The 22,888-nt window shown below is 69.3% G+C and carries 18 protein-coding genes and 1 riboswitch; of the genes, 11 read left to right on the forward strand and 7 right to left on the reverse strand.

The genetic code is table 11. The features are described 5' to 3' along the window. Window positions 1-187: 187 nt before the first annotated feature. A complete protein-coding gene (gene bfr / locus D3869_RS10615) occupies window positions 188-664 on the forward strand; it encodes a bacterioferritin (protein WP_137140013.1) in 477 nt (158 codons plus the stop codon). 167 nt (window positions 665-831) lie between these two features. Next, window positions 832-1,089: a hypothetical protein gene (locus D3869_RS10620; RefSeq protein WP_137140014.1), complete on the forward strand. Its 258-nt coding sequence runs from the start codon at window positions 832-834 to the stop codon at window positions 1,087-1,089. Window positions 1,090-1,189: 100 nt separating this feature from the next. Here the strand turns inward: D3869_RS10620 and D3869_RS10625 are convergent, their stop codons facing one another. The 3 genes from D3869_RS10625 to hisS all read right to left on the reverse strand — a co-directional run bounded on the left by D3869_RS10625 (window position 1,190) and on the right by hisS (window position 7,736). Beyond that, window positions 1,190-4,216, reverse strand: coding sequence for a transglycosylase domain-containing protein (locus tag D3869_RS10625; RefSeq protein WP_137140015.1), 3,027 nt, complete (start codon window positions 4,214-4,216; stop codon window positions 1,190-1,192). A gap of 217 nt (window positions 4,217-4,433) precedes the next feature. Further along, complete coding sequence (locus tag D3869_RS10630; RefSeq protein WP_137140016.1) at window positions 4,434-6,362, reverse strand: tetratricopeptide repeat protein; 1,929 nt, start codon at window positions 6,360-6,362, stop codon at window positions 4,434-4,436. Window positions 6,363-6,386: 24 nt separating this feature from the next. Further along, entirely contained in the window at window positions 6,387-7,736 is a 1,350-nt protein-coding gene (hisS, locus tag D3869_RS10635; protein ID WP_137140017.1) for a histidine--tRNA ligase, read from the reverse strand. A 190-nt stretch (window positions 7,737-7,926) separates the two neighbouring features. Here hisS and pyrC point away from each other — a divergent pair, with 190 nt between their 5' ends. Continuing rightward, entirely contained in the window at window positions 7,927-8,982 is a 1,056-nt protein-coding gene (gene pyrC, locus D3869_RS10640; protein WP_137140018.1) for a dihydroorotase, read from the forward strand. A gap of 16 nt (window positions 8,983-8,998) precedes the next feature. On the opposite strand, the gene D3869_RS10645 is transcribed toward pyrC, so the two are convergent. Next, entirely contained in the window at window positions 8,999-9,874 is an 876-nt protein-coding gene (locus tag D3869_RS10645) for an ion transporter (RefSeq protein ID WP_137140019.1), read from the reverse strand. Between the two features lie 155 nt (window positions 9,875-10,029). Further along, complete coding sequence (xseA, locus tag D3869_RS10650; RefSeq protein ID WP_137140020.1) at window positions 10,030-11,640, reverse strand: exodeoxyribonuclease VII large subunit; 1,611 nt, start codon at window positions 11,638-11,640, stop codon at window positions 10,030-10,032. A 75-nt stretch (window positions 11,641-11,715) separates the two neighbouring features. On the opposite strand from xseA, the gene purD reads away from it, so the two are divergent. From purD to D3869_RS10670, 4 genes are all read left to right on the forward strand, one after another. Beyond that, window positions 11,716-13,002: a phosphoribosylamine--glycine ligase gene (gene purD / locus D3869_RS10655; protein ID WP_137140021.1), complete on the forward strand. Its 1,287-nt coding sequence runs from the start codon at window positions 11,716-11,718 to the stop codon at window positions 13,000-13,002. Between the two features lie 420 nt (window positions 13,003-13,422). Beyond that, a complete protein-coding gene (locus D3869_RS10660) occupies window positions 13,423-14,928 on the forward strand; it encodes a CHASE2 domain-containing protein (protein ID WP_137140022.1) in 1,506 nt (501 codons plus the stop codon). 86 nt (window positions 14,929-15,014) lie between these two features. Further along, the gene (locus tag D3869_RS10665) at window positions 15,015-15,290 is read left to right on the forward strand and encodes a hypothetical protein (RefSeq protein ID WP_137140023.1); all 276 of its coding nucleotides are present in this window, start codon (window positions 15,015-15,017) and stop codon (window positions 15,288-15,290) included. After that, on the forward strand, window positions 15,281-16,864 hold the full coding sequence (locus D3869_RS10670; RefSeq protein ID WP_175426435.1) for a M48 family metalloprotease: 1,584 nt from the start codon (window positions 15,281-15,283) through the stop codon (window positions 16,862-16,864). Before D3869_RS10665 ends, D3869_RS10670 begins: the two co-directional genes overlap by 10 nt. A gap of 20 nt (window positions 16,865-16,884) precedes the next feature. Here D3869_RS10670 and D3869_RS10675 read toward each other — a convergent pair whose 3' ends face one another. Then, on the reverse strand, window positions 16,885-17,325 hold the full coding sequence (locus tag D3869_RS10675) for a nucleoside deaminase (RefSeq protein WP_175426487.1): 441 nt from the start codon (window positions 17,323-17,325) through the stop codon (window positions 16,885-16,887). A gap of 113 nt (window positions 17,326-17,438) precedes the next feature. Here D3869_RS10675 and D3869_RS10680 point away from each other — a divergent pair, with 113 nt between their 5' ends. Genes D3869_RS10680 through rsmD form a run of 3 tightly spaced genes read left to right on the forward strand, consistent with a single transcriptional unit; the run spans window position 17,439 to window position 19,458 of the window. Then, entirely contained in the window at window positions 17,439-17,648 is a 210-nt protein-coding gene (locus D3869_RS10680) for a dodecin (protein WP_137140026.1), read from the forward strand. Between the two features lie 60 nt (window positions 17,649-17,708). Continuing rightward, a complete protein-coding gene (locus D3869_RS34740; RefSeq protein WP_137140027.1) occupies window positions 17,709-18,899 on the forward strand; it encodes a pseudouridine synthase in 1,191 nt (396 codons plus the stop codon). Next, on the forward strand, window positions 18,880-19,458 hold the full coding sequence (gene rsmD, locus D3869_RS10690) for a 16S rRNA (guanine(966)-N(2))-methyltransferase RsmD (protein ID WP_247895621.1): 579 nt from the start codon (window positions 18,880-18,882) through the stop codon (window positions 19,456-19,458). Before D3869_RS34740 ends, rsmD begins: the two co-directional genes overlap by 20 nt. On the opposite strand, the gene D3869_RS33435 is transcribed toward rsmD, so the two are convergent. Then, window positions 19,449-20,639, reverse strand: a complete 1,191-nt coding sequence (locus D3869_RS33435) for a calcium-binding protein (RefSeq protein WP_014239547.1) — start codon at window positions 20,637-20,639, stop codon at window positions 19,449-19,451. The genes rsmD and D3869_RS33435 overlap by 10 nt on opposite strands. Window positions 20,640-20,854: 215 nt before the next feature. On the opposite strand from D3869_RS33435, the gene D3869_RS10700 reads away from it, so the two are divergent. Beyond that, a complete protein-coding gene (locus tag D3869_RS10700; protein WP_137140029.1) occupies window positions 20,855-22,543 on the forward strand; it encodes an alpha-amylase family protein in 1,689 nt (562 codons plus the stop codon). 63 nt (window positions 22,544-22,606) lie between these two features. Next, a riboswitch (FMN riboswitch) is annotated at window positions 22,607-22,759 on the forward strand. Window positions 22,760-22,888: the final 129 nt, after the last annotated feature.

The raw sequence follows: 22,888 nt of genomic DNA on the forward strand, positions 1-22,888 counted from the left end.
CGGTGGCTCGTGCGCGCGCATGACAGTCAGTTCTGAGATTCACTCTCAGTGTCATTCAATGATTTAGGAAAAGCTGATGCAATTGTTTTGACTTCTGCTTTCCAGGCGGTTGCCAAGGCTCCACAAATGGGGCATGGTCATTCCAGAAACGTCGCGATTCGACAAACAAACCGCATGGAGGCAGGACGTGAAGGGCGATCCGCAGGTCATCACCCATTTGAACAAGATCCTGACCAACGAGCTGACGGCGATCAACCAGTACTTCCTGCATGCCCGCATGCTGAAGAACTGGGGTCTGAAGCGCATTGCGCACAAGATCTACGAAGAATCCATCGACGAGATGAAGCACGCCGACAAGATGATCGAGCGCATCCTGTTCCTGGAGGGTCTTCCCAACCTTCAGGACCTGGGCAAGCTGATGATCGGTGAGGACGTGCCGGAAATCCTCGGCAACGATCTGAAGGTGGAGCACAAGGCCCGCACCGACCTGATCGACGCCATCACCCTGTGCGAGCAGGTCCGCGATTACGAGACGCGCGCGCAGCTCACCGAACTGCTCGACGACACCGAGGAGCACATCGACTGGATCGAGACGCAGCTCGACCTGATCCAGCGCGTGGGCGTCGTCGCCTACCAGCAGGAGCAGATCTACGGCGAGAGCTGAGCCGCCCGGAGCCGTTCTGGTCCGATCGGAGGGGCGTGGCCGCGGGCTGCGCCCCCGGCGCGTCTCCCCCTTTTTCGTGGGGCGGCGGGGTGGGGTCGGCAACGCCTTGTTAACCATGTTCTTGTAGTTTGCCGGTTTCCGCTTCTGTTTGTATGGGAACCGCCATCATGCTCCCCATTACGTCCTTGCAGGTTGACGACCTGACGCCGGAGGAGACCGCCGCCGTCGCGCACGCCTATCTGGCGGCGCTGGACGAGAGCGATCTGGATCAGGGCGATCACGAGAGCGCCTTCGATCGGGCGCTGGAGACGCTGCGCGGTTACCGTCCCGGCCTGCCGCTGAACATCGCCGCGGCGGAGCTGGAATTGCTGCTGGCCTCCCTGCCGGCCGCCGTCTCCGCTTCGCAGGAGCCCGCCCTGGCGTAAGGCGCGCCCGGCCGTCTTCGGCTCGGCTCATCAAAAAGGCCCGCTCCGGCTTCCCGGGGCGGGCCTTTTCAATTCCAGGGGTGTGGTCCGGGTGTGGGGGTCACAGCCCCGTTTGCGGCTTGCCGGTGTCCGCCGTCTTGGTCACGCCGGGGTCGATGAGCGGTTGCAGCGCCGGCGCGATGCTCTTCAGGAGCTGGGCGGGCAGGGCGCTGGTGAAGCGGTAGTTGTCGGCCTCCGGCCCATGGACGAAGGCGGTCATGGTGCCGAAGAAGCGGTCGCCGATGTAGAAGGCGAAGGTCGCCGTCCGGTTCACCGCCCGCGATTCGATCAGGTGCCCGCCGGGGCCGTAGCGGTCCAGCCGGTGGTCGCCCGTGCCGGTCTTGCCGCCGATCGGGATGACCGCGCCCGAGGAGTCCTTGAAGGAGCCCCAGACACGCTTGGCCGTGCCGTTCTGCGCCACGTCCATCAGCGCCTTGCGCAAGGTGGCGGCGACCTCCGCCTTCATCACGCGCTGGCCGCGCAGCTCGCCCAGGCCGACGACGGCCTCGTAGGGCGTGCCGGCCGCGAAATGCAGCTTGCGCACGCGCACGGTCGGCTGGCGCACGCCGTCGTTCTGGATGATGCCGACCAGCTCGGCCAGGGCCGCCGGGCGATCGGCGGAGCTGCCGATGGCGGTGGCGAAGGACGGGACGAGCGTTTCGAAGGGATAGCCCAGCTTGCGCCACTGCTCGGTGATGCGCTGGAAGGCTTCCTCCTCCAGCCCGATGCGGATGCGGGTGTTCTGGGCCGACTGGCCCTTCTTGAACAGCCAGCGGTAGCTTTCCTGGCGCTCCTGCACGCTGGCCTCCAGCACCTCCTGCCGCTTGGCGTCGGGGCGCTTCTGCAGGTAGGAGACCAGCCACAGCTCCAGCGGATGGACGCGCGCCAGATAGCCGAGGTCGTTCAGCGGGAACTTGTCCGGCCCGTACTTGCCGTAGAGCGACGCGATGTCGCCATCGTCCAGCTTGGCGTCGGGCAGGCGGGCGCGCAGGAAGGCGCCGAACTCCTTCACCCCGGCCTGCGGGCGCACGGTGCGGAAGATCACCGACAGGCGGTGCGGCATCGGCCGCGACCGGGCGGCCAGCATGTTCAGCATCGCGTCCGGCGTGTGCTTCCGGTAGCTGTTGTAGAAGCGGTTCAGGAAGTCGCTGCCTTCCTTGTCGGCGAAGCGGGCAAGATAGGCCTGGCGGGCGGGGTGGTCGGGGTTGTGCAGGATGTCGGTGCTGTCGTCGCCGCCCTCGGACAGATAGAACTGCACGACGTCGCGCATCATGCGGATGAAGGGCAGGTTGACCGAATTGCGCAGCGACTCGGTCACGGTCAGGATGCTGCCGTTGTCGCGCGGGTTGAAGTTCACGAAGCTGTGCAGCCCGCCGCCGGTGAAGAAGGCCTCGCCGGGGTTGGCCGAATAGCGGCGCTCCATGGCGGCGTCGAGCATGGCGCTCAGTCCGCGGTTGCCGGAGGTCGCCAGCCAGTTGGCGGCCCAGCGCGTCAGGTTGTCGGACGCCTCCTCCTCCACGTCGGCGAGGAAGTCCTTGGGCAGGTGGGCGTAGCGGGTGTGCAGCTCCGCCACGATCTCCAGATAGGTCGCCAGCGTGCGCAGCTTCGCCGTGGAGCCGAGGTCAAGCTTGGCGCCCTCGTTGATGTCCAGCGGCTGGTCGAGGTTGTCGGCCTGGACGCGCAGGTAGTTGGCGTCCGGCCCGCGCTCGTAGAGCGTGACCGAGTAGATGATCTTCGACAGGTCGCTGCCCTTGGTGTCGAGCAGACGTTCGCCGGTCAGCCCCATCTGCGCGGCGAAGGCCGGGTCGCCGAGCTTCCCAAGAACCTCCACCACGCGCTGCTGCGCCGGGGCGTCCAGCGTCGATTCGGCGGTCAGGTCGATGCGGTCGAGCTGGTAGAGGCTGGACACGCCGAGCATGGAGAGAAGCCGGGCGCGGATGGCATTGGGGGCCTTCTGCTCCACGAAATTGGCGGTTTGGGCCTGCGGTGGGTCCTCGCGGAACTTCAACGTCAGGCCGAGTGCGGCGTCGCGCAGCGCGGTGTCGATCACGCCCGCGCCGTGCAGCACGCGCAGATGGCTGTCGGCCAGCCGCTCCAGCGCTTGCCGGTCCTGGATCAGGTAATAGGAGGGGCGGCGCTGGGCCAGCAGCAGGCTCAGCACCTGCTTGTAGGCCAGCGCCTTCAGCTGCAGGGCACGGGCGTCGGCGGGCTCCTCCGACAGCACCTTCTCGGCCATGGCGAGGTCGGTGCCGAACCAGGCCCACAGCCCGTCGCCCAGCCCGTTCACCTCGCCGAAGCCGGGGCGCCCGGTCAGCGGAGTGGAGTTCAGATAGTCGATCAGGATGCGTCGGCGGTGGGCGCCGGTGTCCTCACCGTCCAGATAGGCGCGGGTGCTGGCCGAGATCATCTGGCGCAGCTTCTCCGTGGCGCCGCTGGTCTGGCCGTCGGGGGAGTGGCGGTACTTCTCGATCTGGGTCGCCAGGGTCGAGCCGCCGGGGGAGCGCTGGCCGGGCTTGACCCACTGCACCGGCAGCATCGCCACGGCGCCGGCAAAGCGGTCCCACTCCACGGCGGGGTTGCGGCGCGGCTCGTCGGTGTTCAGCAGCTCGCGGTTCTCGATGAACAGCAGCGTCGCGGCGACCAGCGGCGGCACGTCCTCGAACTTGGCGAAGACCCGCTCCGGGTAGCGGGCGGAGAACAGCGCGGTGCCGTTGCGGTCCAGCAGGGTCAGGCCGGCGCGCGTCTTCTCATGGTAGATCGGGAACCCGCCGGCGGCCATGAACTGGTCGAGCGTCGGCGACAGATGCGCCTGCATCTCCACCGCGTACATGTCCGAGGTCAGCGAGCGCAGGTAGCCGGGCAGGCCGACATAGCCCATCCGCTCGTTGTAAGGGCCCTGGGTGGGGTGACGCGCGGCGGGATTCGGCCCCTCGCTCAGCGTGTAGGTCATGTCCTTGGCGTAGCCGGCGAGCAGGCGGGCCTGCAACCGCGACGTGCGCATTTCCTCCTGCGCCAGAAGGGCACCGCCGCCCAGCGTCGCCGCCAGCGTCACACCCCAGATCGCGCGCCGCACCCACAACCGTGTCATGTCCGGCTCCAGCCATGACCGCGGGCGACGCCCGCGAATTGGTTAAAATGCTCGGCAAACTGGCCGAGCGATATGGCCGGAATGTAAAGGCACCTTGGTTAACAACCGGTGTAATCCCTTGCCCTTCGGGTGTTCGAGTCCGCCCCGAAATCGGCGTAACTCAAAATCGTAGCGGACCGTTGCGCCAGCGCCACGGATACGCCCAGCGGTTGTGTGGTTAAGAAACGTGACCGTGCGCCGCCACGAAATCCGTTAACGCCGCGCGCAGGCGTGCGACCACGCCGGACCAGTCGCCGGAGCGGTCCTGGCCGAACACCCGCATGGTCGGGTACCAGGGATTCTTCTCCTGGTTGCCCAGCCAGCGCCAGCAGGCGTCGGCGCGCGACAGCGTCCAGGTCGGCCGTCCCAGCCCGCCCGCGAGGTGGCAGACGGAGGTGTCCACCGTGATGACGAGGTCCAGCGTCGAGGCCAGCGCCGCCGTGTCGGCGAAATCGCGGACGCCGGCCATGGGGTCGGCGATGTCCATGCCCGCCGGGGCCTCGGCCAGCTGCGCCGCGCCCGGCCCCATCTGCAGGCTGACGAAGCGCACCCCCGGCACCTCCGCCAGGGGAGCCAGCGCGGCCAGCGGCAGGCTGCGCCGCCGGTCGATCGGGCTCGCCACCCCGCGCACCGTGCGCGGCGACCCCGCCCAGACCAGCCCGACCCGTGGACGCCCCTCCGCCGCTGGAAGGCGCGCGCGCCACGCCGCGACGTCGGCGGGATCGGCGCGCAGATAGGGCACCGCGGCCGGGACGCTGTCCAGATCCGTCCCGAAGGCGCGGGGCAGGCTCATCATCGGGATGTGCAGGTCGAAGGCCGGAAGCTCGTCCCCCCAGGCGACGGCGGCCGACACCCCGTCCACCCGCTCCATCAACCGGACCAGCGCGGGGGAGCAGCCGACGATCACCCGCGCCCCGCGTGCGGCCAGCAGCGGCGCGTAGCGGACGAACTGCAGGGTGTCGCCGAGCCCCTGCTCGGCGTAGAGCAGGATGGTCCGGCCCGCCACATCCTCCGCGCCGGTCCATTGCGGCTGGGGGAAGCCGCGGTGCACGGGGTCGAGCTGCCGGGTCTCCCAGCGCCACTCGAACTCCTCCCACCCCTCGCGCAATTGGCCGGAGGCAAGCAGGGCGACGGCGAGCGCCAGATGGGCGTCGGCGTCGGCGGGGGCGAGCCGGATGGCCTCCCGCCCGGCGGCGACGGCCTCGTCGCGGCGGCCCTCGTGCAGCAGGAGGGACAGGCGGTTGCGGTGGAAGGCGGCCCGCTCGGGGGCGATGCGCGATGCGCGCCCGCACTGGCGCAGCGCCTCCGCGACGCGGACGGTCTGCTCCAGCAGCGGCACCATGTTGCCGTAGGCGTCGGGGTTGCCGGGGTCCAGCGCCACGGCCCGGCGTCCGGCCCGTTCCGCCTCGTCGAAGCGGCCCAGCGTGACCAGGAGATGGACGAGGTTGGTTTGCGCGTCGGCCAGCGTGGGATCGAGCCGCAGCGCCTCGCCCAGCGCCGCGACGGCGCCCTCCGGGTCGCCCGTCTGGGCCAGCGCGGCGCCGAGCATGCGGTGCGCCCCGGCCCGCTGCGGGGCGAGGCTACGCGCCTTGCGGAAGGCGTCGGTGGCGCCCGCCCAGTCGGCGGCGGCGTAGAGCCGCAGGCCGGCCCGCTCAAAGGCCTCGGCCAGCGGCTCGCTGTCGGTGGCGGCGCTGGCCGTCAGGGCGCGGGTCAGGGCGCGGTGGGCGGCGGGACCGTCGCCGGCCTCGGTCAGGGCGCCGCCCAGGGCGAACCAGTCGCCGGCGCCCTCCGGTTGCAGGGCCAGGAGGTTGCGGAAGGCGGCGGCGGCCCGCGCCGCCCCGTCCGGCGTGCCCAGCGCCATCAGCGCCTTGCCGAGGTTGCCGTGGATGTCGGCGGTGAGCGGCAGGAGGGCCGCCGCCTTGCCGATCATCGCCACCCCGTCCGCCACCGCGCCGGTCTGGGCCGCCAGCAGCCCGGCGAAATGCAGGGCGTGGGGGTTGTCCGGGTCCACCTCCAGGATGCGGCCGTAGAGCAGCCGCGCCTCCTCCAGCCGCCCGGACAGGTGATGATCGAGCGCGAGGTTGAGGGCTTCGGCGACGCTGGCCATGGGCGGGGCCTTCTGTGGTGGGGACTATGCCCCCAGCAGTTCCTTCGCCTTGGCGGCGAGGTCGGCCAGCGGGACTTCGACCTGCTCGCCCTTCACCAGATGCTTCAGCGTCGCCGTGCCGCGGGCCTTCTCGTCGGAGCCCATCAGGACGACCAGCGGAATCCCCGCCTTGTCGGCGTATTTCATCTGCTTGGCGAGCTTGCCGCCGTCGAGCTGGATTTCCGTGTTGATGCCCGCCGCCCGCAGCGCCGTTGCGAGGCCGTAATAGTCGGCGGACAGGGCCGGGTCCATCTGCGTCACCAGGACCTGGGCGGTGGCACCGCCGTCCTTGATGATGCCGGCCTCCATGAGCTGGTAGAACAGCCGCGTCGCGCCGATGGAGATGCCCACACCCGGCAGCTTCGACTTGGTGTAGTGGCTGGCGAGGTTGTCGTAGCGCCCGCCGGAGCAGACGCTGCCGATCCCCGGATGGTCGTTCAGGAAGGTCTCGTAGACCGTGCCGGTGTAGTAGTCGAGGCCGCGCGCGATGGCGAGGTTGATGCGCACCACGCCGTCCGGCACCTGGAGGGCCTTCAGCCCCTCGACGACGGTGGTCAGCTCCGAAACACCCTGGCGGAAGGTCTCGTTCTCGATGCCAAGCGCGGTGAGGGCGGCGAGCGTCTCCTCGTTCGTGCCCTTGGCGTCGATCAGGGACAGGATCTTTTCCGCCGCGTCGGCGGCCATGCCGAGGCCGGTCAGGCTGTCGCGCACCTTGTCGCGGCCGATCTTGTCCAGCTTGTCGATCTCGCGCAGGACCAGGACGCGCTTCTCCGCGTCGTCCACGCCCAGCCCGTCGAGCAGGCCGAGCAGGACCTTGCGGTTGTTCACGTTGATGGTGAAGCCGCCGAAGTCCAGTTCCTTGAAGACGTGGTAGATGACCGCCGGGATCTCCGCGTCGTAATGGGCGGACAGGCTGTCCTTGCCGATCACGTCGATGTCGCACTGGTAGAATTCGCGGAAGCGCCCGCGCTGCGCCCGCTCGCCGCGGTAGACGCGCTGGATCTGGTAGCGGCGGAAGGGGAAGGCGAGGTCGCGCTCATGCTCCGCCACGTAGCGGGCGAGCGGCACCGTCAGGTCGAAGCGCAGCGCGATGTCCGGCTTGTTCCCCTGCTGGAGGGCGCCGGTGGACTGCACGAAATAGACCTGCTTCTCGGTCTCGCCGCCGGACTTGGTCAGCAGGGTGTCCACCGTCTCGAACACCGGGGTTTCCACCGGCACGAAGCCGAACCGCTCGTAGCCGCGGCGGATGGTGTCGAGCAGACGTTGGAAGGCCACCTGCTGGCGCGGCAGCAGCTCCATCGTTCCGGGCGGGGTGCGGGGGGTAATGAGGCTCATCGGCGCGGGTCCGGCTTCGAATGTCCCTAGGGATTCGGCTAGGGTTCTAGCGGCTTTCGCCGGTCCCGTCACCAGCGCAGTGGCCGGATAGCGCCCCGATACCGCCCCGATACCGCCCTGATACCGTTGAGCGGGGGCCGTAAGGGTCTAGAACTCCGGCCAGTCCCCTTCTCCCGCGCCCGGAGCCGCCATGCCCACCGACCGTCTCGTCCTCCGCCGTCCCGACGACTGGCATGTGCACCTGCGCGACGGCGCCATGCTGAAGGCGGTGCTGCCCTTCACCGCCCACCAGTTCGGCCGCGCCATCATCATGCCGAACCTGAAGCCGCCGGTGACCCGCACGGCCGACGCCGTGGCCTACCGGGAGCGCATCCTGGCGGCCCTGCCGGCGGGCCACGCCTTCACGCCGCTGATGACGGCCTATCTGACCGACGGCACCGACGCCGACGATCTGGCCCAGGGCTTCGAGGACGGGGTGTTCGCCGCCGCCAAGCTCTACCCGGCCAACGCCACCACCAACAGCGCCCACGGCGTGACCGACCTCGGCAGGATCGCCCCGGTGCTGGAGCGCATGGCGGAGATCGGCATGCCGCTGCTGATCCATGGCGAGGTGACCGACTCCCACGTCGACATCTTCGACCGTGAGGCGGTGTTCCTGGAGCGCGTCCTCGGCCCGCTGCTGGAGCGCTACGCGGCGCTGCGCGTGGTGTTGGAGCACGCGACCACCGCGGAGGCCGTGGCCTTCGTGCGCGAGCACGCCGCCTCGGGCCGGGTGGGGGCGACGATCACGGCGCACCACCTGCTGATCAACCGCAGCCACCTGTTCGCCGGCGGCATCCGCCCGCACCTCTACTGCCTGCCCATCGCCAAGCGCGAGACGCACCGGGTGGCGCTGGTCGAGGCCGCGACCTCGGGCGAGGGGCCGTTCTTCCTGGGCACCGACACCGCCCCGCACACGGTGACCGCGAAGGAGAGCGCCTGCGGCTGCGCCGGCTGCTTCACCGCCGCCAACGCCATGGAACTCTACGCCGAAGCCTTCGAGGAGGCGGGCGCTCTGGACAAGCTGGAGGCCTTCGCCAGCCTGAACGGCCCGCGCTTCTACGGCCTGCCGGCCAACGAGGACAAGGTGGTGCTGGAGCGCACGCCGTCCACGGCGCCGGACATCGTGCTGACCGCCGACGGCGAGGCCGTGCTGCCCTTCCGCAGCGGCGAGACGACGCGCTGGACTTTCGCCGGGCCCGCCTGAGGCCGGATGCCCTTTCTCAGTCGCCGGCGGCGGACAGCTCCGGGAGCGCAAGCCGGTCCGCCGCCGTCCGGCGCTGGTCGTCCAGCGTCAGGCGCAGGGCGGCGACCTCGTCGCGCAGGCTCCGCAGCTCCTCCACCACTTGGTGGGATTCGCTGAGGATGGCGTCGCCGACCTCCTTGCCGTCCTGATCCTGAAGGGATTGCAGCGCGTTGACGATCACCGCGACGAACAGGTTCAGCATGGTGAAGGTGGCGGCCAGGATGAAGGGCAGGAAGAAGGTCCAGGCGTAGGGATAGACCTCCATCACAGGGCGCACGATGCCCATCGACCAGCTTTCCAGCGTCATGATCTGGAACAGCGAATAGAGCGACGCGCCGAGCGTGCCGAACCAGTCCGGAAAGTCCGCGCCGAACAGCTTGGTCGCCATCACCCCGGACACGTAGAACAGCAGGCATTGCAGCAGGACGATCATCGCCAGCCCGGGCAACGAGGAGACCAGGGCGTGGACGATCATCCGCAGCCGCGGCATGACGGTGACGAGGCGGAAGACGCGCAGGACGCGCAGGGTGCGCAGGACCATGATTTCCGGACCGACCGGGGCCAGCGTGATCACGACCACCGCGAAGTCGAACAGGTTCCAGCCGTCCCGGAAGAAGGCGCGCCCCTGGTGGCCGATGCGCAGGGCCAGTTCCACGGTGAAGGCGATCAGGATCAGGCTGTCGAGTGCGCTGAGCAGCGGCCCGATGGCCTCCGAAACCTTAGCGGACGTGTCGAGCCCCAGCACGACGGCGTTCAGCAGGATCAACCCGAAGACGGCCTTCTGCCCCCGCTCGCTTTCGATCCAGGCTCCGGCCCGCCCCAACGGGCCGGTCGAGGCGGCGCGTTGCTCCATGTCCTTTCCCTCCGATATCGCCGGGCATAGGGCCGGCGGCGCACCACTATAGGTGACGTGGGGAGGGGGCTTGCGGTGGAAATGCCCAAGTCGTTCGGCAGTCCGCTCCAGTCCGGTGCTCCAGAATGGAGCGGATTTACCGTCGAGCCAACGGACTAGAAAAGGCTTCCCTGTGTCGGCGGGCGCTGCGGCTTCTTGGGCTCCGCCTTTGGTCTTGCGTTCCTGGGCTTCGGCTCCGCCGTGGCGGGCGGGGCGTCCACCCGCGGTCCGCCGTCCACCGTCGCGGCGGCTTTGCCATCGGCGAAGACCAGCGACACCGCCAAACCCGGCGTGGCCTGGGCGGCGCTGGTCAGCGGCCGGCCGTCGCCGGACTGCACCAGGGCGAAGCCGCGCTCCAGGACGCCCTTGTAGGAGTAGCTTTCCAGAAGCTGCCCCACCGCCGTCAGCCTCGCCGCGCGCTCCTCTACCGCCTTGCCGTAGCTGCGGTCGAGCCGCGGCGTCAGGTCGGACAGCCGCCGCCGGCCGTCGCCGAACTTCACGCGGATCGGGCCGAGCGTCAGCCGCCCGCTCACCCGCTCATACTGGCCGCGCGCGGCGACGACGGCGTGGCGCAGCGCGCCGTCGAGCGCGCGGGATTCCGACGCCAGCCGCTGCCCGGCCTCCGCCAGCTTCTCGCGCGGGTGGCGCAGAGCGGCGCCCAGCTCGTTCAGGCGGGTGCGGCGACGGTCGAGGAGCGAGGCGGCGGCCAGCGCCAGCCGCTCGGCCCGGTCGTCCAACCGCTGGGCGTGGCTTTCCAGCAGGGCGCGCGGGTCGCCGAGGCCGCGGGCCAGCCCCTCCACCCGCGTCCGCCGCTCGGCCAGCAGGCGGGTGGCGGCGCCGACCATGCGCCGCTCGTCGTCCAGCACCTGGGCCAGCAGCTCCGCCCGCACCGGAACGGCCATCTCCGCCGCCGCCGTTGGGGTGGGGGCGCGGCGGTCGGACGCGAAGTCGATCAGGGTGGTGTCGGTCTCGTGCCCAACCGCGGAGATCAGCGGGATGCGGCTGGCCGCCGCCGCGCGGACGACGTTCTCCTCGTTGAAGGCCATCAGGTCCTCCAGCGAGCCGCCGCCGCGCGCCACGATCAGCAGGTCTGGGCGCGGCACCGGCCCGCCGGGGGGGATGCGGTTGAAGCCGTCGATGGCCGCGGTGACTTCCGCCGCCGCCCGCTCCCCCTGCACGGCGACCGGCCAGAGCAGGACCCGGCGCGGGAAGCGGTCGTGCAGCCGGTGCAGGATGTCGCGGATGACCGCCCCGGTGGGCGAGGTGACGACGCCGATCACGTCGGGCAGGAAGGGAATGGGCTTCTTGCGCCCGGCGTCGAACAGCCCCTCCGCCGCGAGGCGCCTCTTGCGCTCCTCCAGCATCTTCAGGAGGGCGCCCTCGCCGGCCAGCTCCATCGACTCGATGATGAGCTGGTACTGCGAGCGTCCGGGGTAGGTCGTCATGCGCCCGGTGACGATGACCTCCAGCCCTTCCGCCGGCTGGACGGCCAGCTTCGACGCGGTGCCGCGCCAGCACACCGCCTCGATCACCGCCGTGTCGTCCTTCAGACGCAGGTAGCAGTGGCCGGAGCTGTGGCGCTTGGGCTGGGAGATCTCGCCGCGCACGCGGACGAAGCCGAACTCCTCCTCGATGCTGCGCTTCAGGCGCCGGGCGAGGTCGCCCACCGAGAATTCCGGCAGGTTCGAGCCGGGGCGCGGCTCGGGGGCGATCAGCGGAGAGGTCATATCAAGGTCTTGAGTCATGGCGGCACCATGATACAAGGCGCGGTGTCGGCAACAAGCGTGGAAGGACGAGGTGCCATGAAAGTCCTGGTGGTCGGGTCGGGTGGGCGCGAGCATGCGCTGTGCTGGGCCATTCAGAACTCGCCGCTGTGCGACACGCTCTACTGCGCGCCGGGCAACGCCGGCATCGCGGACGTGGCCGAATGCGTCGCCATCGGCGCCGAGGATGTGGACGCCCTGGTCCGCTTCGCCCAGGACAAGGCCATTGACTTCGTGGTCGTCGGGCCGGAAGGGCCGCTGGTGCTCGGCCTCGTCGACAAGCTGACCGCCATCGGCATCAAGGCCTTCGGCCCCAGCGCCGCGGCGGCGGAGCTTGAGGGCTCCAAGGGTTTCATGAAGGACATCCTGGCCAAGTACGGCGTGCCGACCGCCGCCTATGGCCGCTTCAAGGACGTCGAGGCCGCCAAGGACTTCGTGCGCAAGAACGGCGCCCCCATCGTGGTCAAGGCCGACGGTCTGGCCGCCGGCAAGGGCGTGACCGTCGCCCGCACCCAGGAGGAGGCCTTCGCCGCCATCGACGAGGCCCTGGTCGAGGGCCGCTTCGGCGCCGCCGGGGCCGAGGTGGTGGTCGAGGAGTTCCTGGACGGCGAGGAGGTCAGCTTCTTCGCGCTGTGCGACGGCGAATCGGCGCTGCCGCTGGCCTCGGCCCAGGACCACAAGGCGGTGGGCGACGGCGACACCGGCCCGAACACCGGCGGCATGGGCGCTTATTCGCCGGCCCCGGCGCTGACCCCGGACCTCCAGGCCCGCGTGATGCGCGAAATCGTCGAGCCGACCGTCAAGGGCATGGGGGCGGAGGGCCGCCCCTTCAAGGGCGTGCTGTTCGCCGGCCTGATGATCGGCAAGGACGCCGACGGCAAGCCGGTGCCGAAGACGCTGGAATTCAACGTCCGCTTCGGCGACCCGGAATGTCAGACGCTGATGATGCGGCTGAAGTCCGACGCGCTGGCGGCCCTGATCGCGGCGGCGGACGGCCAGTTGAAGAACATCGACCTGCGCTGGCACGACGAGACGGCGCTGTGCGTTGTCATGGCGGCGAACGGCTACCCCGGCGATTACGTGAAGAACACGGAGATCAAGGGTTTCGACGCCGCCAACGCGGTGGAGGGCGTGACCGTCTTCCACGCCGGCACGAAGCGGGTCGATGGGCGGGTGCTGTCCACCGGCGGGCGCGTCCTGGGCGTGACCGCCAAGGCCCCGACCGTGGCCGAGGCGCAGAAGCGCGCCTACCAGGGCGTGGACGCGCTGGACTGGCCGGACGGCTTCTGCCGCCGCGACATCGGCTGGCGGGCGGTGGGGCGCTGACGGCGCCGCATCCGGTCCCGTCTGATACCGAAGGCGTTTGATGGCTTCCATCAAACGCCTTCGGTTCAAACCCGACAGCACATGGCGCAGCCATGTGCGAAAGGGTCATACGGCCGGCCGATCATGGAACTGTTCATGCGCCGGCCGTATGACTGCGGAGGGGCAGCGACGCTCCTCCGTTTTTTGCGTGTGCGCTTGTTCCGCCTCCCTGTCGCGGTCGGAAGCGAGCGGTGGGCGGCCGTGCGTCTCGCGCCTGTCCGCCGGCGGACTGCATTCTAAGATATGCATGACGAACAAAAACTAATTCAAAATTAATATTGTTCTTCGCCGTCATCCCGATAAAATTGCATAGTTTCCAGCGTTGCTTCTCTTGCGGGCGAGGCTGGCCGGCGATTTTGTTGAGGACTCCGAGCCACCGCCATGCCGGCTCCTGACGCGAAGAAATGTTTGCCGGCCGTGGCCGATGTTTGGCAAGGCCTCGTCGCTCGCCTGCCCACGAGCTGCGCCGGGTGGCGACGGCTGGCCGATCGATCGCTCAAGCTCTCGCTGGTGCCGCTTCTGGTCGTTCTGGCGGCGGTCTTGAACCCGTTGGACATCAATGGTTCCAGCGGCCGGACATCGCTGGATGCCTATCGGCGGCTTGCCGCCAGCGTCTATCCCGGCGAGGGGCAGAGGAAAATCGCCGTCGTCCAGATCGATGACCAAACGCTTGCCGCCAGCGGCGAGTCTTATCCGCCGTCGTTCGATTTCTACGCGCGCCTGATCGAGGAGATCAAGAAAGCCGGCGCCGAAAGCATCCTCCTGGACCTGATGATCATCGACAGGAACAGGGTTGGAGATCCGGGTGGCCTGGGCCGGCTTGCCAAGCAGATGGATGGCTTCCCCGTCTTCATGACGGTGGCGCGGAGCAGCCAGCAGGATGAGTCCGGATGCGCCACGGCCGGACGGCAGAACCTCCAGGAACTGCGTGATGCGGTGAATTTGGAGGTCCATCCCCTTATCCGCGACGGCGCATCCCATGTCGACCTGTTTGCCGAAAACTACTGCGGTTCGCCGCGCCTGTCGGCGGCACTGGCGGCCTACATCGAGCATTGCGGGCGGGACGAAGCGTGCAAGGGCGGCAAGAACGATCCCCTGGCCAACCCGGACGCCTTCAGGAACTCAGCCCTGACCATCGAATGGGGGCGTGTCTGGCCGGCCGGGGCGGAGGCCATGCATCCCGACCATCGGCGGCTTGCGGCGGACTGTCCCGACGGATCCGTTGCGGACGGACTCGGCAATATTCTCCGGACCCTGACGCCGTTCGAGAGCGGTGCGCTGTCCAACGCGCCGGCGGGATGCACCTACCATCCGGTGATCCGGGCGGAGTGGTTGACGGCGCCGGAAACGGCGAAGGACGTCAACCGTGACGCCGTGTCGGCCACCTTGGCCGGGCGGATCGTCGTGGTGGGGGCCATGTTCTCCGGAGTCCAGGATGTCGGCCCCTCTCCGGTGTACGGCATCCTTCCGGGAATGTTTCTGCACGCCATGGCGATCGACAACCTGATCGTGCGCGGCGCCGGTTACATGAAGGAGTGGAGCAAGCTCGGGCTTGGCGATCTCGACCTGTCGGTGCTGGTGGAACTGATCGCCATGGCGGTCTTCGCTTTCGTCGCCCGTAGGATCGGTATCCGGCTTGCCCCGCGGACGTTGCTGTCGGCGGTCGCATGGACCCTGCTGCTCATGGCGGCCGGTTCGCTCATTGGCCTCGCGTTCTCGGCGTTGTTGGTATGGCTCACCGGCTTGGAACCGGCGAACTGGATCGGCGTCGCCGTTGCCGGCGCGGCGATCGCCGGCCCGGCGCGCATCGTGCTCGCCAAGCGCTTCGAAGAGCTTCGCGTGCTGGAAGCACAGGAAAAATCCCAAAACAAAGGAGGAATGGCGTGATCAGGATGTCCGCTGCGCTCTTGGCCGCTCTGTGCTCGTTCGCGGTGTCCGCGATGGCGCAGGATATGGTGAAGATCGAAAAGATCATGTCCGGACCCGGGGGCAAGGTCGCCGTCTTCGATGAAAAGGGCGGCAAGAAGGGGGAACTGCCCAAGGAAGCCTTCCCATCGGTTCCCTTCGACGCGGCCGACTACAACCGCAACACCCGCTATGTGAAGGTGAACGCGGGCGGGCAGGAGGTGTGGCTCAGCCCGTTCCAGGTGCAGGTGTCGGCCAAGGCCCAGGTGCTCACCGAATGCCAGACCGCCCAACGGGTCAGCGGAACGACCTTCTCGTCGCGGGGCGCTTCCGAATGCAAGTGAACGCCGCCCTGCGCCGCCCGCTCGTTCCCGCCCTGCTCGGCCTGACCCTGCTTGCCGGCGGATGCAAGTCGCTCGACACGCTGGGCACGGAACTCAGCGGCAAGCGAACCTACGAATCCGTTCCCGCGCGGTTCGTCGAGGTCGCGGACCAGCGGCGTCTTCCCGACGCCGGGGGCGGCTCCATGGCGGCGCTCGCCGCGTCGCTGCAGAAGCCGTCGGGCGCGTCGGCGCGGTCGCTCGACGGCCGTGACCCGCTGCCGCCGGGCACCCGCGAACTGGCGGGGGCGGAACCGCTGCAGCGTTACGCGAACCAGGTCCTGGCGCGTCTCCTCAAGGCGTGGCCCCACGCCAAACCGTCCGTCACCATCGTCGTGACCAACAACCCCGCCTATGTGGCGGAGGCCGTTCCGGCGAGCACCATCCTGATCTCGCAGGGTGTGTTCGTGAACTCCGAGAACGAGGACGAACTCGCCTTCATCCTGGCCCACGAGGTGTCGCACCTTCTGCTCAACCACATGGATGCCGACCGCGAGCACGCGGCGCAGAAGACGGTGGAGGACACCGGGATGGGGACGCTGCTGTCCGCGGCTCCCCGCTCCAACCCGGAGATGGCCAGGAACGCGGCGCTGATCTACACGACCTACCGGACTTTCCAGGACACCGTGGCACACCCGTCCTGGGCTCGCCAGCAGGAGGACGAGGCCGACCTTCTCGGCTTCGATCTTCTGGAGAAGGCCGGCTACAACACCAATGTCTTCCAGGTCGTGATGGAGCGCTTCGCCGACGACGCGCGCAAGCAGTCCGCCAAGGCCGAGGAAGAGCGCAAGAAGCTCGAAGACCAGATCAACGGGTTGATGGCGTCGGGGCAATACAGCGCCGGCATCAACGCCGCCTTCAAGGAGCTGTCGGCCGGCCCGTCCAAGATCCTGGGGGAAATCGGCAAGCAGCTGCGCGTGGGGCATAACTCCGCGGAGCAGCGGTTCGCGGATCTGAGCGCCTATGCGGTCCGTGAGCAGCTGTTCGAGAGCGCGGCCCGGGACAAGAACACGGTGGGTTACGAAAAGGCCGTGTTCCAGGGTACGGCGCTGAAGGCGCTGTCGCGCAGCGTCCTGGTGCAGCGCGCGGACAGCCTGATCGCGAAGGAGCGTCTTGCCGAGGCGGAGGCCGCCCTGAAGGAGGTCGCCAAGGGAGGCTTCGAATCCGATCCCTATCTGCGGATAACCTACTACCGGCTTCACACGAAGCAGAACCGCCCGGACCTTGCGGTGAAGGACCTTGAGGTCGCCGTCAAGAGTTCCTCCGCCCCGCCGGAGGCGTTCGACCTGCTGATCGCCGAGCAGCGGGCCGCCGGCCGGGCGTCCCAAGCGCTGGCCGCCCTCGACGCCAAGGAGCGGCGTTTTGGCGGGAGCGAGCGGGGTTATCCGCTCCGTATCCGGCTGCTGGTCGAGGCCGGACGGATGCCGGAGGCCGGGTCCGTGGTCGAGCGCTGCCGCGCGGTGCGAGGCCCGGTCGTCCGCGAGTGCGAGGACGCGTGGAGTCAGGCGACGGTGGCCAGCCTGTCCCCGCCGCGGTAACCTGTGCGCCGCCCCGGCTTTCAACCGGGGCGGCGCCCCCTGAAGAACTCCCTCAGCATGTCCCCCGCCCGCGTCTCGTCGATGCCGCCGTAGACGTCCGGGGCGTGGTGGCAGGTCGGCTGGTGGTAGAAGCGGGGGCCGTGCTCCACCCCGCCGCCCTTGGGGTCGTAGGCGCCGAAATAGACCCGGCGCAGCCGGGCGAAGCTGATCGCCGCGGCGCACAGCGCGCAGGGCTCCAGCGTCACATAGAGGTCCAGACCGGGCAGGCGCGGCTCGCCCATGGCCGCGCAGGCGGCGCGGATCGCCAGCACCTCGGCGTGGGCGGTCGGGTCCTTCAGCTCCTCGGTCCGGTTGCCGGCGCGGGCCAGCACGGCGCCGGTCGCCGGATCGACCACCACGGCACCCACCGGCACCTCCCCGCGGGCGGCGGCGGCTTCGGCCTCGTCGAAGGCGATGTCCATGGGGGAGGGGGGGCGGCTCATGCGGGGCACCCTGCCCGGCGGTCCCTGTTTTCGTCAAGCCGCGGAACGCCCTTCGGCGTTGTTAAGCATCGGACGAAACAGGGAGGACGGTCATGAGCAGCCATGTCTACAAGAAGGTGGAAATCGTCGGCACCGCCGAGACCACCATCGACGACGCCATCCGCAACGGCATCGAGCGGGCGTCCAAGACGCTGAAGAACGTGGACTGGTTCGAGGTGGGCGAGATCCGCGGCCACGTCAGCGGTGGAAAGGTCGCCCACTTCCAGGTGGTGATGAAGGTCGGCTTCCGCCTCGAAGAATAACGGCGGGGACCCCGTGCCGTGGGTTGCGGGCGGGGCTTGCAAGCCCTATGGTCCGTGCCCATGGACACCCCCGATTTCGACCATTCCAAAGCCATGCCCGGCGCCGCCGATGCGGACGCGGGCGAGCCCGATGCCGGCGAGCGCATCGCCAAGCGGCTGGCGCGCGCGGGCCTGTGCTCGCGCCGCGACGCCGAGCGCTGGATCACCGACGGCCGCGTGGCCGTCAACGGCACGACCCTGGACAGCCCGGCCTGCGTCGTGCGGTCCGGCGACGTCGTGCAGGTGGACGGCAAGGTCATCCCCGAGCCGGAACCGGCGCGGCTGTGGCGCTATTACAAGCCGTCCGGGCTGGTCACCACCGCCCGCGACGAGAAGGGCCGCACCACCGTCTTCGAACGGCTGCCGCCGGACATGCCGCGCGTCATCTCGGTCGGTCGGCTCGACCTGACGACCGAAGGGCTGCTGCTGCTGACCAACGACGGCGAGTTGGCCCGCTTCCTGGAACTGCCGGCCACCGGCTGGACCCGCCGCTACCGCGTGCGCGTCTTCGGCGAGGTGAACGAGGTGAAGCTGGCCGAACTGGCGAAGGGACCGACCATCGACGGGGTGAAGTACGGTCCCATCGAAGCCGTTCTGGACCGCATCCAGGGTCGCAACGCCTGGCTGACCGTCAGCCTGAAGGAAGGCAAGAACCGCGAGATCCGCAAGGTGATGGAGGCGCTGGACCTCCAGGTGAACCGGCTGATCCGCGTCGCCTACGGCCCCTTCCAGCTCGGCAAGCTGGAGGAGAGCGCCGTCGAGGAGGTGCCGAAGCGCGTGGTGCGCGAGCAGGTGTCCCGATTCTTTACTGGCGCCGATCCGGCGGAGGAAGGCAAGGCCAAGGGCGCGGGCAAGACCTCCGCCGCCAAGGCCGCCAGGACCGAGGGCGCCGGCGAAGGCGCCAAGGGCCGTTCCGCCGCTCCGGCGAAGGCATCCAAGCCGCGCGACGCCAAGGCCGGCTGGGCCAAGGCGGAGCCGAAGGCCGCGTCCGACCGGCGCGGCCCGGCCAAGCCGGCCTCGGGGGGCTACGCTTCCGGGAAGCCGGCCTCCGCCAGGACGGATGGCAAGCCGGCGGGCAAGCCCGGCACGCTGACGCTGAAGGGCGGCAAGCCCGGCGGTGGTGGGAAGCCGGGGCCGAAGCCGCGCGGCGGCGGAGGCGCCTCCGAGGGTGGCCGCGGGCCGGAGCGGACCCGTGCGGATCGTCGGCGGTAAGCACCGCGGGCGGCGGCTGGCCGCCCCGGGGGGGAGCGACACGCGGCCGACCACCGACCGCACCCGCGAATCCCTGTTCAACATCCTGTCCCACGCCGACTGGGGGCCGGACGGCGCCGACCTGCTGGAGGGCGCCGTCGTCGTGGACGCCTTCTGCGGAACCGGCGCCCTGGGGCTGGAGGCGCTGTCCCGCGGGGCCGCCCACGCCAGCTTCCTCGACCTGGGCCGCGCCGCGCTGGACGCCGTGCGGGCCAACGTCGCGGCGCTGGGGGAGGGGGCGAACGCCGCGATCCTGCGCGCCGACGCCACCCGTCCGCCGCCTCCGCCGGGCCGCCCCTGCACGCTGGCCTTCCTCGACCCGCCCTACGGCCAGGATCTGGCGCCGCGGGCGCTGGCCGGGCTGGCAAAGGCCGGCTGGCTGGCCCCCGGCGCCGTCCTGGTGGTCGAGGTCGCCGGGCGCGACTCGCTGCCCCTGCCGCCCGGCTTCGCGGACCTGGACGAGCGCCGCTACGGCGACACCCGCGTCCAGTTCCTGCGTTACGGGATGCCTCAGCCGTAGGTGAAGAAGGCCGAGGTGACCTGGTTCGGGGCGATGCCGGCCAGGGTCAGCCGGTCGCCGCCGCCGAAGTCGAGCAGGGCGCTGCCGCTGCCGTCCGATCCCAGCCGGTAGGTCATGTTGGAGGCGATCTGGATGCGGTCGTTCTGCGTGCGGCTGAAATCGGCGATGCGGTCCTGACCGCCGCCGCGCGTGAAGACGAAGAGGTCCGCCCCCGAGCCGCCCCACAGCGTGTCGTTGCCGGCATCGCCCCACAGCGTGTCGTTCCCCTCGTCCCCCATCAGCAGATCGGCGCCCGAGCCGCCATGGAGCGCGTCGTTGCCGGCCTGTCCGCGCAGCGTGTCGTTGCCGGCGTCGCCCCACAGCAGGTCGTTGCCGGCCCCGCCGAAGAGCTGGTCGTTGCCGCTCAGCCCGCTCAGCGTGTCGTTGCCCGCCCCGCCATAGAGGCTGTCGGCCCACGTGTTGCCGGTCAGCGTCAGGTTCTTCGGGATCTCCACGATCTGGAAGGTCTTGCCGGTGAACTGCTCGGCGTAATAATCGATGGAGTTCATGTAGTTGGGGCGCAGCGTCGGGGTCAGGTCCGACATGATGGTGCCGGTGGCGGCGAAATTGCCGTAGGTGGCGCCGCCCGCATACTCGTCGAAGGCGCCGATCATGTGGCCGAATTCGTGGGCCGCCAGCTCGTCCTGGTAATCGGGCCCCCAGTCGGTCTGGGTGCACCAGTTCAGCATGTCGCAGCGCCCGTAGCTGTTGCTGACGTTCACGTTGTAATGCTGGTTCCCGGCCGCCACGAACTGCACGTCGAAGCGGATGGCGTAGCTGCTGGTGCCGTCCGACAGGCTGTACTTGTCGCTCCAGATCCCCTCGATCCCCTGCTCCCAGACCTGCTTCAGCGCGCCGGCGTCGTCGCCGGTCAGGTGGATGCGGGTCTGCACGGTGAAGGCCGTGCCGTCGAAGGCGAGGTCGTACTTCACGTCCCAGCCGAACCCGCCGTCCGCCCGCGTCTCCGCGTAGTTGATGGTCACCGGGGCGAAGCTGGTGGGAACCGGCGCCGCGGGAGCCGCCGCCAGGGTGCCGGCGTTGTTCCCGTAGCTGTAGCTGACGGCCTGCGTCGTGGTGGTCTGGGTGGCACTGTTCTGGGCGGTGCCGTTCTGGGCGGCGGTCTGGCGCATGGCACGCTTCATGGCACGATTCCCCTGGTTCTGTGCGTCTTGGGGGACATCATGCGGGCAGGATTGAAGGCTTTCTTGTGACCTTAACTATACATTAACCTTTTTCCTAAGGGCGTAGGACACCCCCTTACGGTTGGCTCGGCGGGATGGCGGGACCTCGGCCGGTCGGTCCTGTTATGGCCTAGGACGAGCGGCGGCGGGCGCCGCGTCCGGTGCGGGGGCGGGCCATGATCAAGGATCTCTGGTACAAGAACGCGGTCATCTACAACCTGTCGGTCGGCACCTTCATGGACGCCAACGGCGACGGGATCGGCGATTTCCAAGGCTTGCAGCGCCGGTTGGATTATCTGCAGGGGCTGGGCGTGACCTGCCTCTGGCTGGGACCGTTCCAACCGTCGCCGATGCGCGACCACGGCTATGACGTGGCCGACTACTACAACGTCGATCCGCGCTACGGCACGCTGGGCGACTTCGTGGAGTTCAGCCACGCCTGCAAGCAGCGCGGCATCCGCGTCATCATCGACCTCGTGGTCAACCACACGTCGGACCAGCACCCCTGGTTCCAGGCGGCGCGCAAGGACCCGGACTCCCCCTACCGGGACTGGTACGTCTGGTCGGACAGGAAGCCGGACGACGCCGACCAGGGCGTCGTCTTTCCCGGCGTGCAGAAGACGACCTGGAGCTGGGACAAGGAGGCCCGCGCCTATTACTTCCACCGTTTCTACGAATTCCAGCCGGACCTGAACACCGCCAACCCGGAGGTGCAGGCCGAATTGCTGAAGGTGATGGGCTTCTGGATCGAGCTGGGCGTGTCGGGCTTCCGCATGGACGCCGTGCCCTTCGTCATCGCGACCAAGGGGCCGGACGTAAAGAAGCCCAAGCAGCAGTTCGACATGCTCCGCACCTTCCGGGAGTTCGTGCAGTGGCGGTGCGGCGACGCCGTGCTGCTGGCCGAGGCCAACGTGCTGCCGACCGTCGACCAGGAGTATTTCGGCGACGACGGCGACCGTATGCAGATGGTCTTCAATTTCCAGGTCAACCAGAACCTGTTCTACGCCCTGGCGACGGCGGACACGCGGCCGCTGGCCAAGGCGCTGGACGTCACCCGGGTGCCGCGCCCCAGCTCCAACCAGTGGGGCCTGTTCCTGCGCAACCACGACGAGCTGGACCTCGGCCGCCTGACCGAGGCGCAGCGCAAGCGCGTCTTCGACGCCTTCGGGCCGGACAAGAACATGCAGCTCTACGACCGCGGCATCCGGCGGCGGCTCGCCCCGATGCTGCGCGGCGACCGGCGCTGGCTGGAACTGGCCTACAGCCTGCTGTTCACTCTGCCCGGAACCCCGGTCCTGCGCTACGGCGACGAGATCGGCATGGGCGACGACCTGTCCCTGCCGGAGCGCGAGTGCGCCCGCACCCCCATGCAGTGGTCGGACGAGCCGCAGGGCGGCTTCACCAAGGCGGACGACCCCGTGCATCCGGTCATCAGCGGCGGCGCCTACGGCTACGAGCGGATCAACGCCGCCCACCAGCGCCGCGACCCTTCGGCCCTGCTGAACTGGACCGAGCGGATCATCCGCATGCGCAAGGAATGCCCGGAGATCGGCTGGGGCGACTTCCAGGTGCTGCCCACCGGATCGAACGCGGTGCTGGCGATCCGCTACGACTGGCGGAACAACTCGGTGCTCGTCGTCCACAACCTCGACGACCGTCCCCACGAGGTCGCGCTGGCGGTCGATGGCGAGGGTAAATCGCCGCGGCTGGTCAATCTGCTGGCCGAGGACCACAACGACCCCGAGGAGGACGGGCGGCACCGGCTGGTGCTGGAGCCCTACGGCTACCGCTGGTACCGGCTGGGCGGGCTGGACTATCTGCTGCGCCGGACGGAGGGGCCGGTCGGCGGGGCGAAGCGGTCTTGACTTTGCCCGGTCCGCTGGGGGACGCTGCCGGTGCCGTCCCCATCCGGGGGCGGCGCAACAGACGCTTGTTCTCAGGGCAGGGTGAAAATCCCGACCGGCGGTAGCCCCTCGCAAGAGGGGGAGCCCGCGAGCGCTCCCGGCCGTCAGGCGGGGAGGTCAGCAGATCCGGTTCAAGGCCGGAGCCGACGGTGACAGTCCGGATGGAAGAGGACGAGCCGGTCATCGACCGTGGTCCGCGCGTCGCGCCTGGCGTGGCGTGTGGGGCGCGTGCGCTGGCCTGCGACGGCGGTCCGCGCGGGGCAACCCGCGCGGACCGCCGGATGTCTCTTTGCGCCCTGATTCAGG

The sequence above is a fragment of the Azospirillum brasilense genome (genome assembly GCF_005222205.1).
Taxonomy (GTDB): Bacteria; Pseudomonadota; Alphaproteobacteria; order Azospirillales; family Azospirillaceae; genus Azospirillum; species Azospirillum brasilense_G.

Bases quoted from the DNA above. Each gene is read 5' to 3' on its own strand.
- D3869_RS10670 (WP_175426435.1), top strand. From the start codon at position 15,281: ATGCAAGTGAACGCCGCCCTGCGCCGCCCGCTCGTTCCCGCCCTGCTC.
- purD (WP_137140021.1), top strand. From the start codon at position 11,716: ATGAAAGTCCTGGTGGTCGGGTCGGGTGGGCGCGAGCATGCGCTGTGC.
- D3869_RS10645 (WP_137140019.1), bottom strand. From the start codon at position 9,874: ATGGAGCAACGCGCCGCCTCGACCGGCCCGTTGGGGCGGGCCGGAGCC.
- D3869_RS10620 (WP_137140014.1), top strand. From the start codon at position 832: ATGCTCCCCATTACGTCCTTGCAGGTTGACGACCTGACGCCGGAGGAG.
- D3869_RS10665 (WP_137140023.1), top strand. From the start codon at position 15,015: ATGTCCGGACCCGGGGGCAAGGTCGCCGTCTTCGATGAAAAGGGCGGC.
- hisS (WP_137140017.1), bottom strand. From the start codon at position 7,736: ATGAGCCTCATTACCCCCCGCACCCCGCCCGGAACGATGGAGCTGCTG.
- D3869_RS10630 (WP_137140016.1), bottom strand. From the start codon at position 6,362: ATGGCCAGCGTCGCCGAAGCCCTCAACCTCGCGCTCGATCATCACCTG.
- D3869_RS10680 (WP_137140026.1), top strand. From the start codon at position 17,439: ATGAGCAGCCATGTCTACAAGAAGGTGGAAATCGTCGGCACCGCCGAG.
- D3869_RS34740 (WP_137140027.1), top strand. From the start codon at position 17,709: ATGGACACCCCCGATTTCGACCATTCCAAAGCCATGCCCGGCGCCGCC.
- D3869_RS10675 (WP_175426487.1), bottom strand. From the start codon at position 17,325: ATGGACATCGCCTTCGACGAGGCCGAAGCCGCCGCCGCCCGCGGGGAG.
- D3869_RS10700 (WP_137140029.1), top strand. From the start codon at position 20,855: ATGATCAAGGATCTCTGGTACAAGAACGCGGTCATCTACAACCTGTCG.
- pyrC (WP_137140018.1), top strand. From the start codon at position 7,927: ATGCCCACCGACCGTCTCGTCCTCCGCCGTCCCGACGACTGGCATGTG.
- D3869_RS10625 (WP_137140015.1), bottom strand. From the start codon at position 4,216: ATGACACGGTTGTGGGTGCGGCGCGCGATCTGGGGTGTGACGCTGGCG.
- D3869_RS33435 (WP_014239547.1), bottom strand. From the start codon at position 20,639: ATGAAGCGTGCCATGCGCCAGACCGCCGCCCAGAACGGCACCGCCCAG.
- xseA (WP_137140020.1), bottom strand. From the start codon at position 11,640: ATGACCTCTCCGCTGATCGCCCCCGAGCCGCGCCCCGGCTCGAACCTG.
- D3869_RS10660 (WP_137140022.1), top strand. From the start codon at position 13,423: ATGCCGGCTCCTGACGCGAAGAAATGTTTGCCGGCCGTGGCCGATGTT.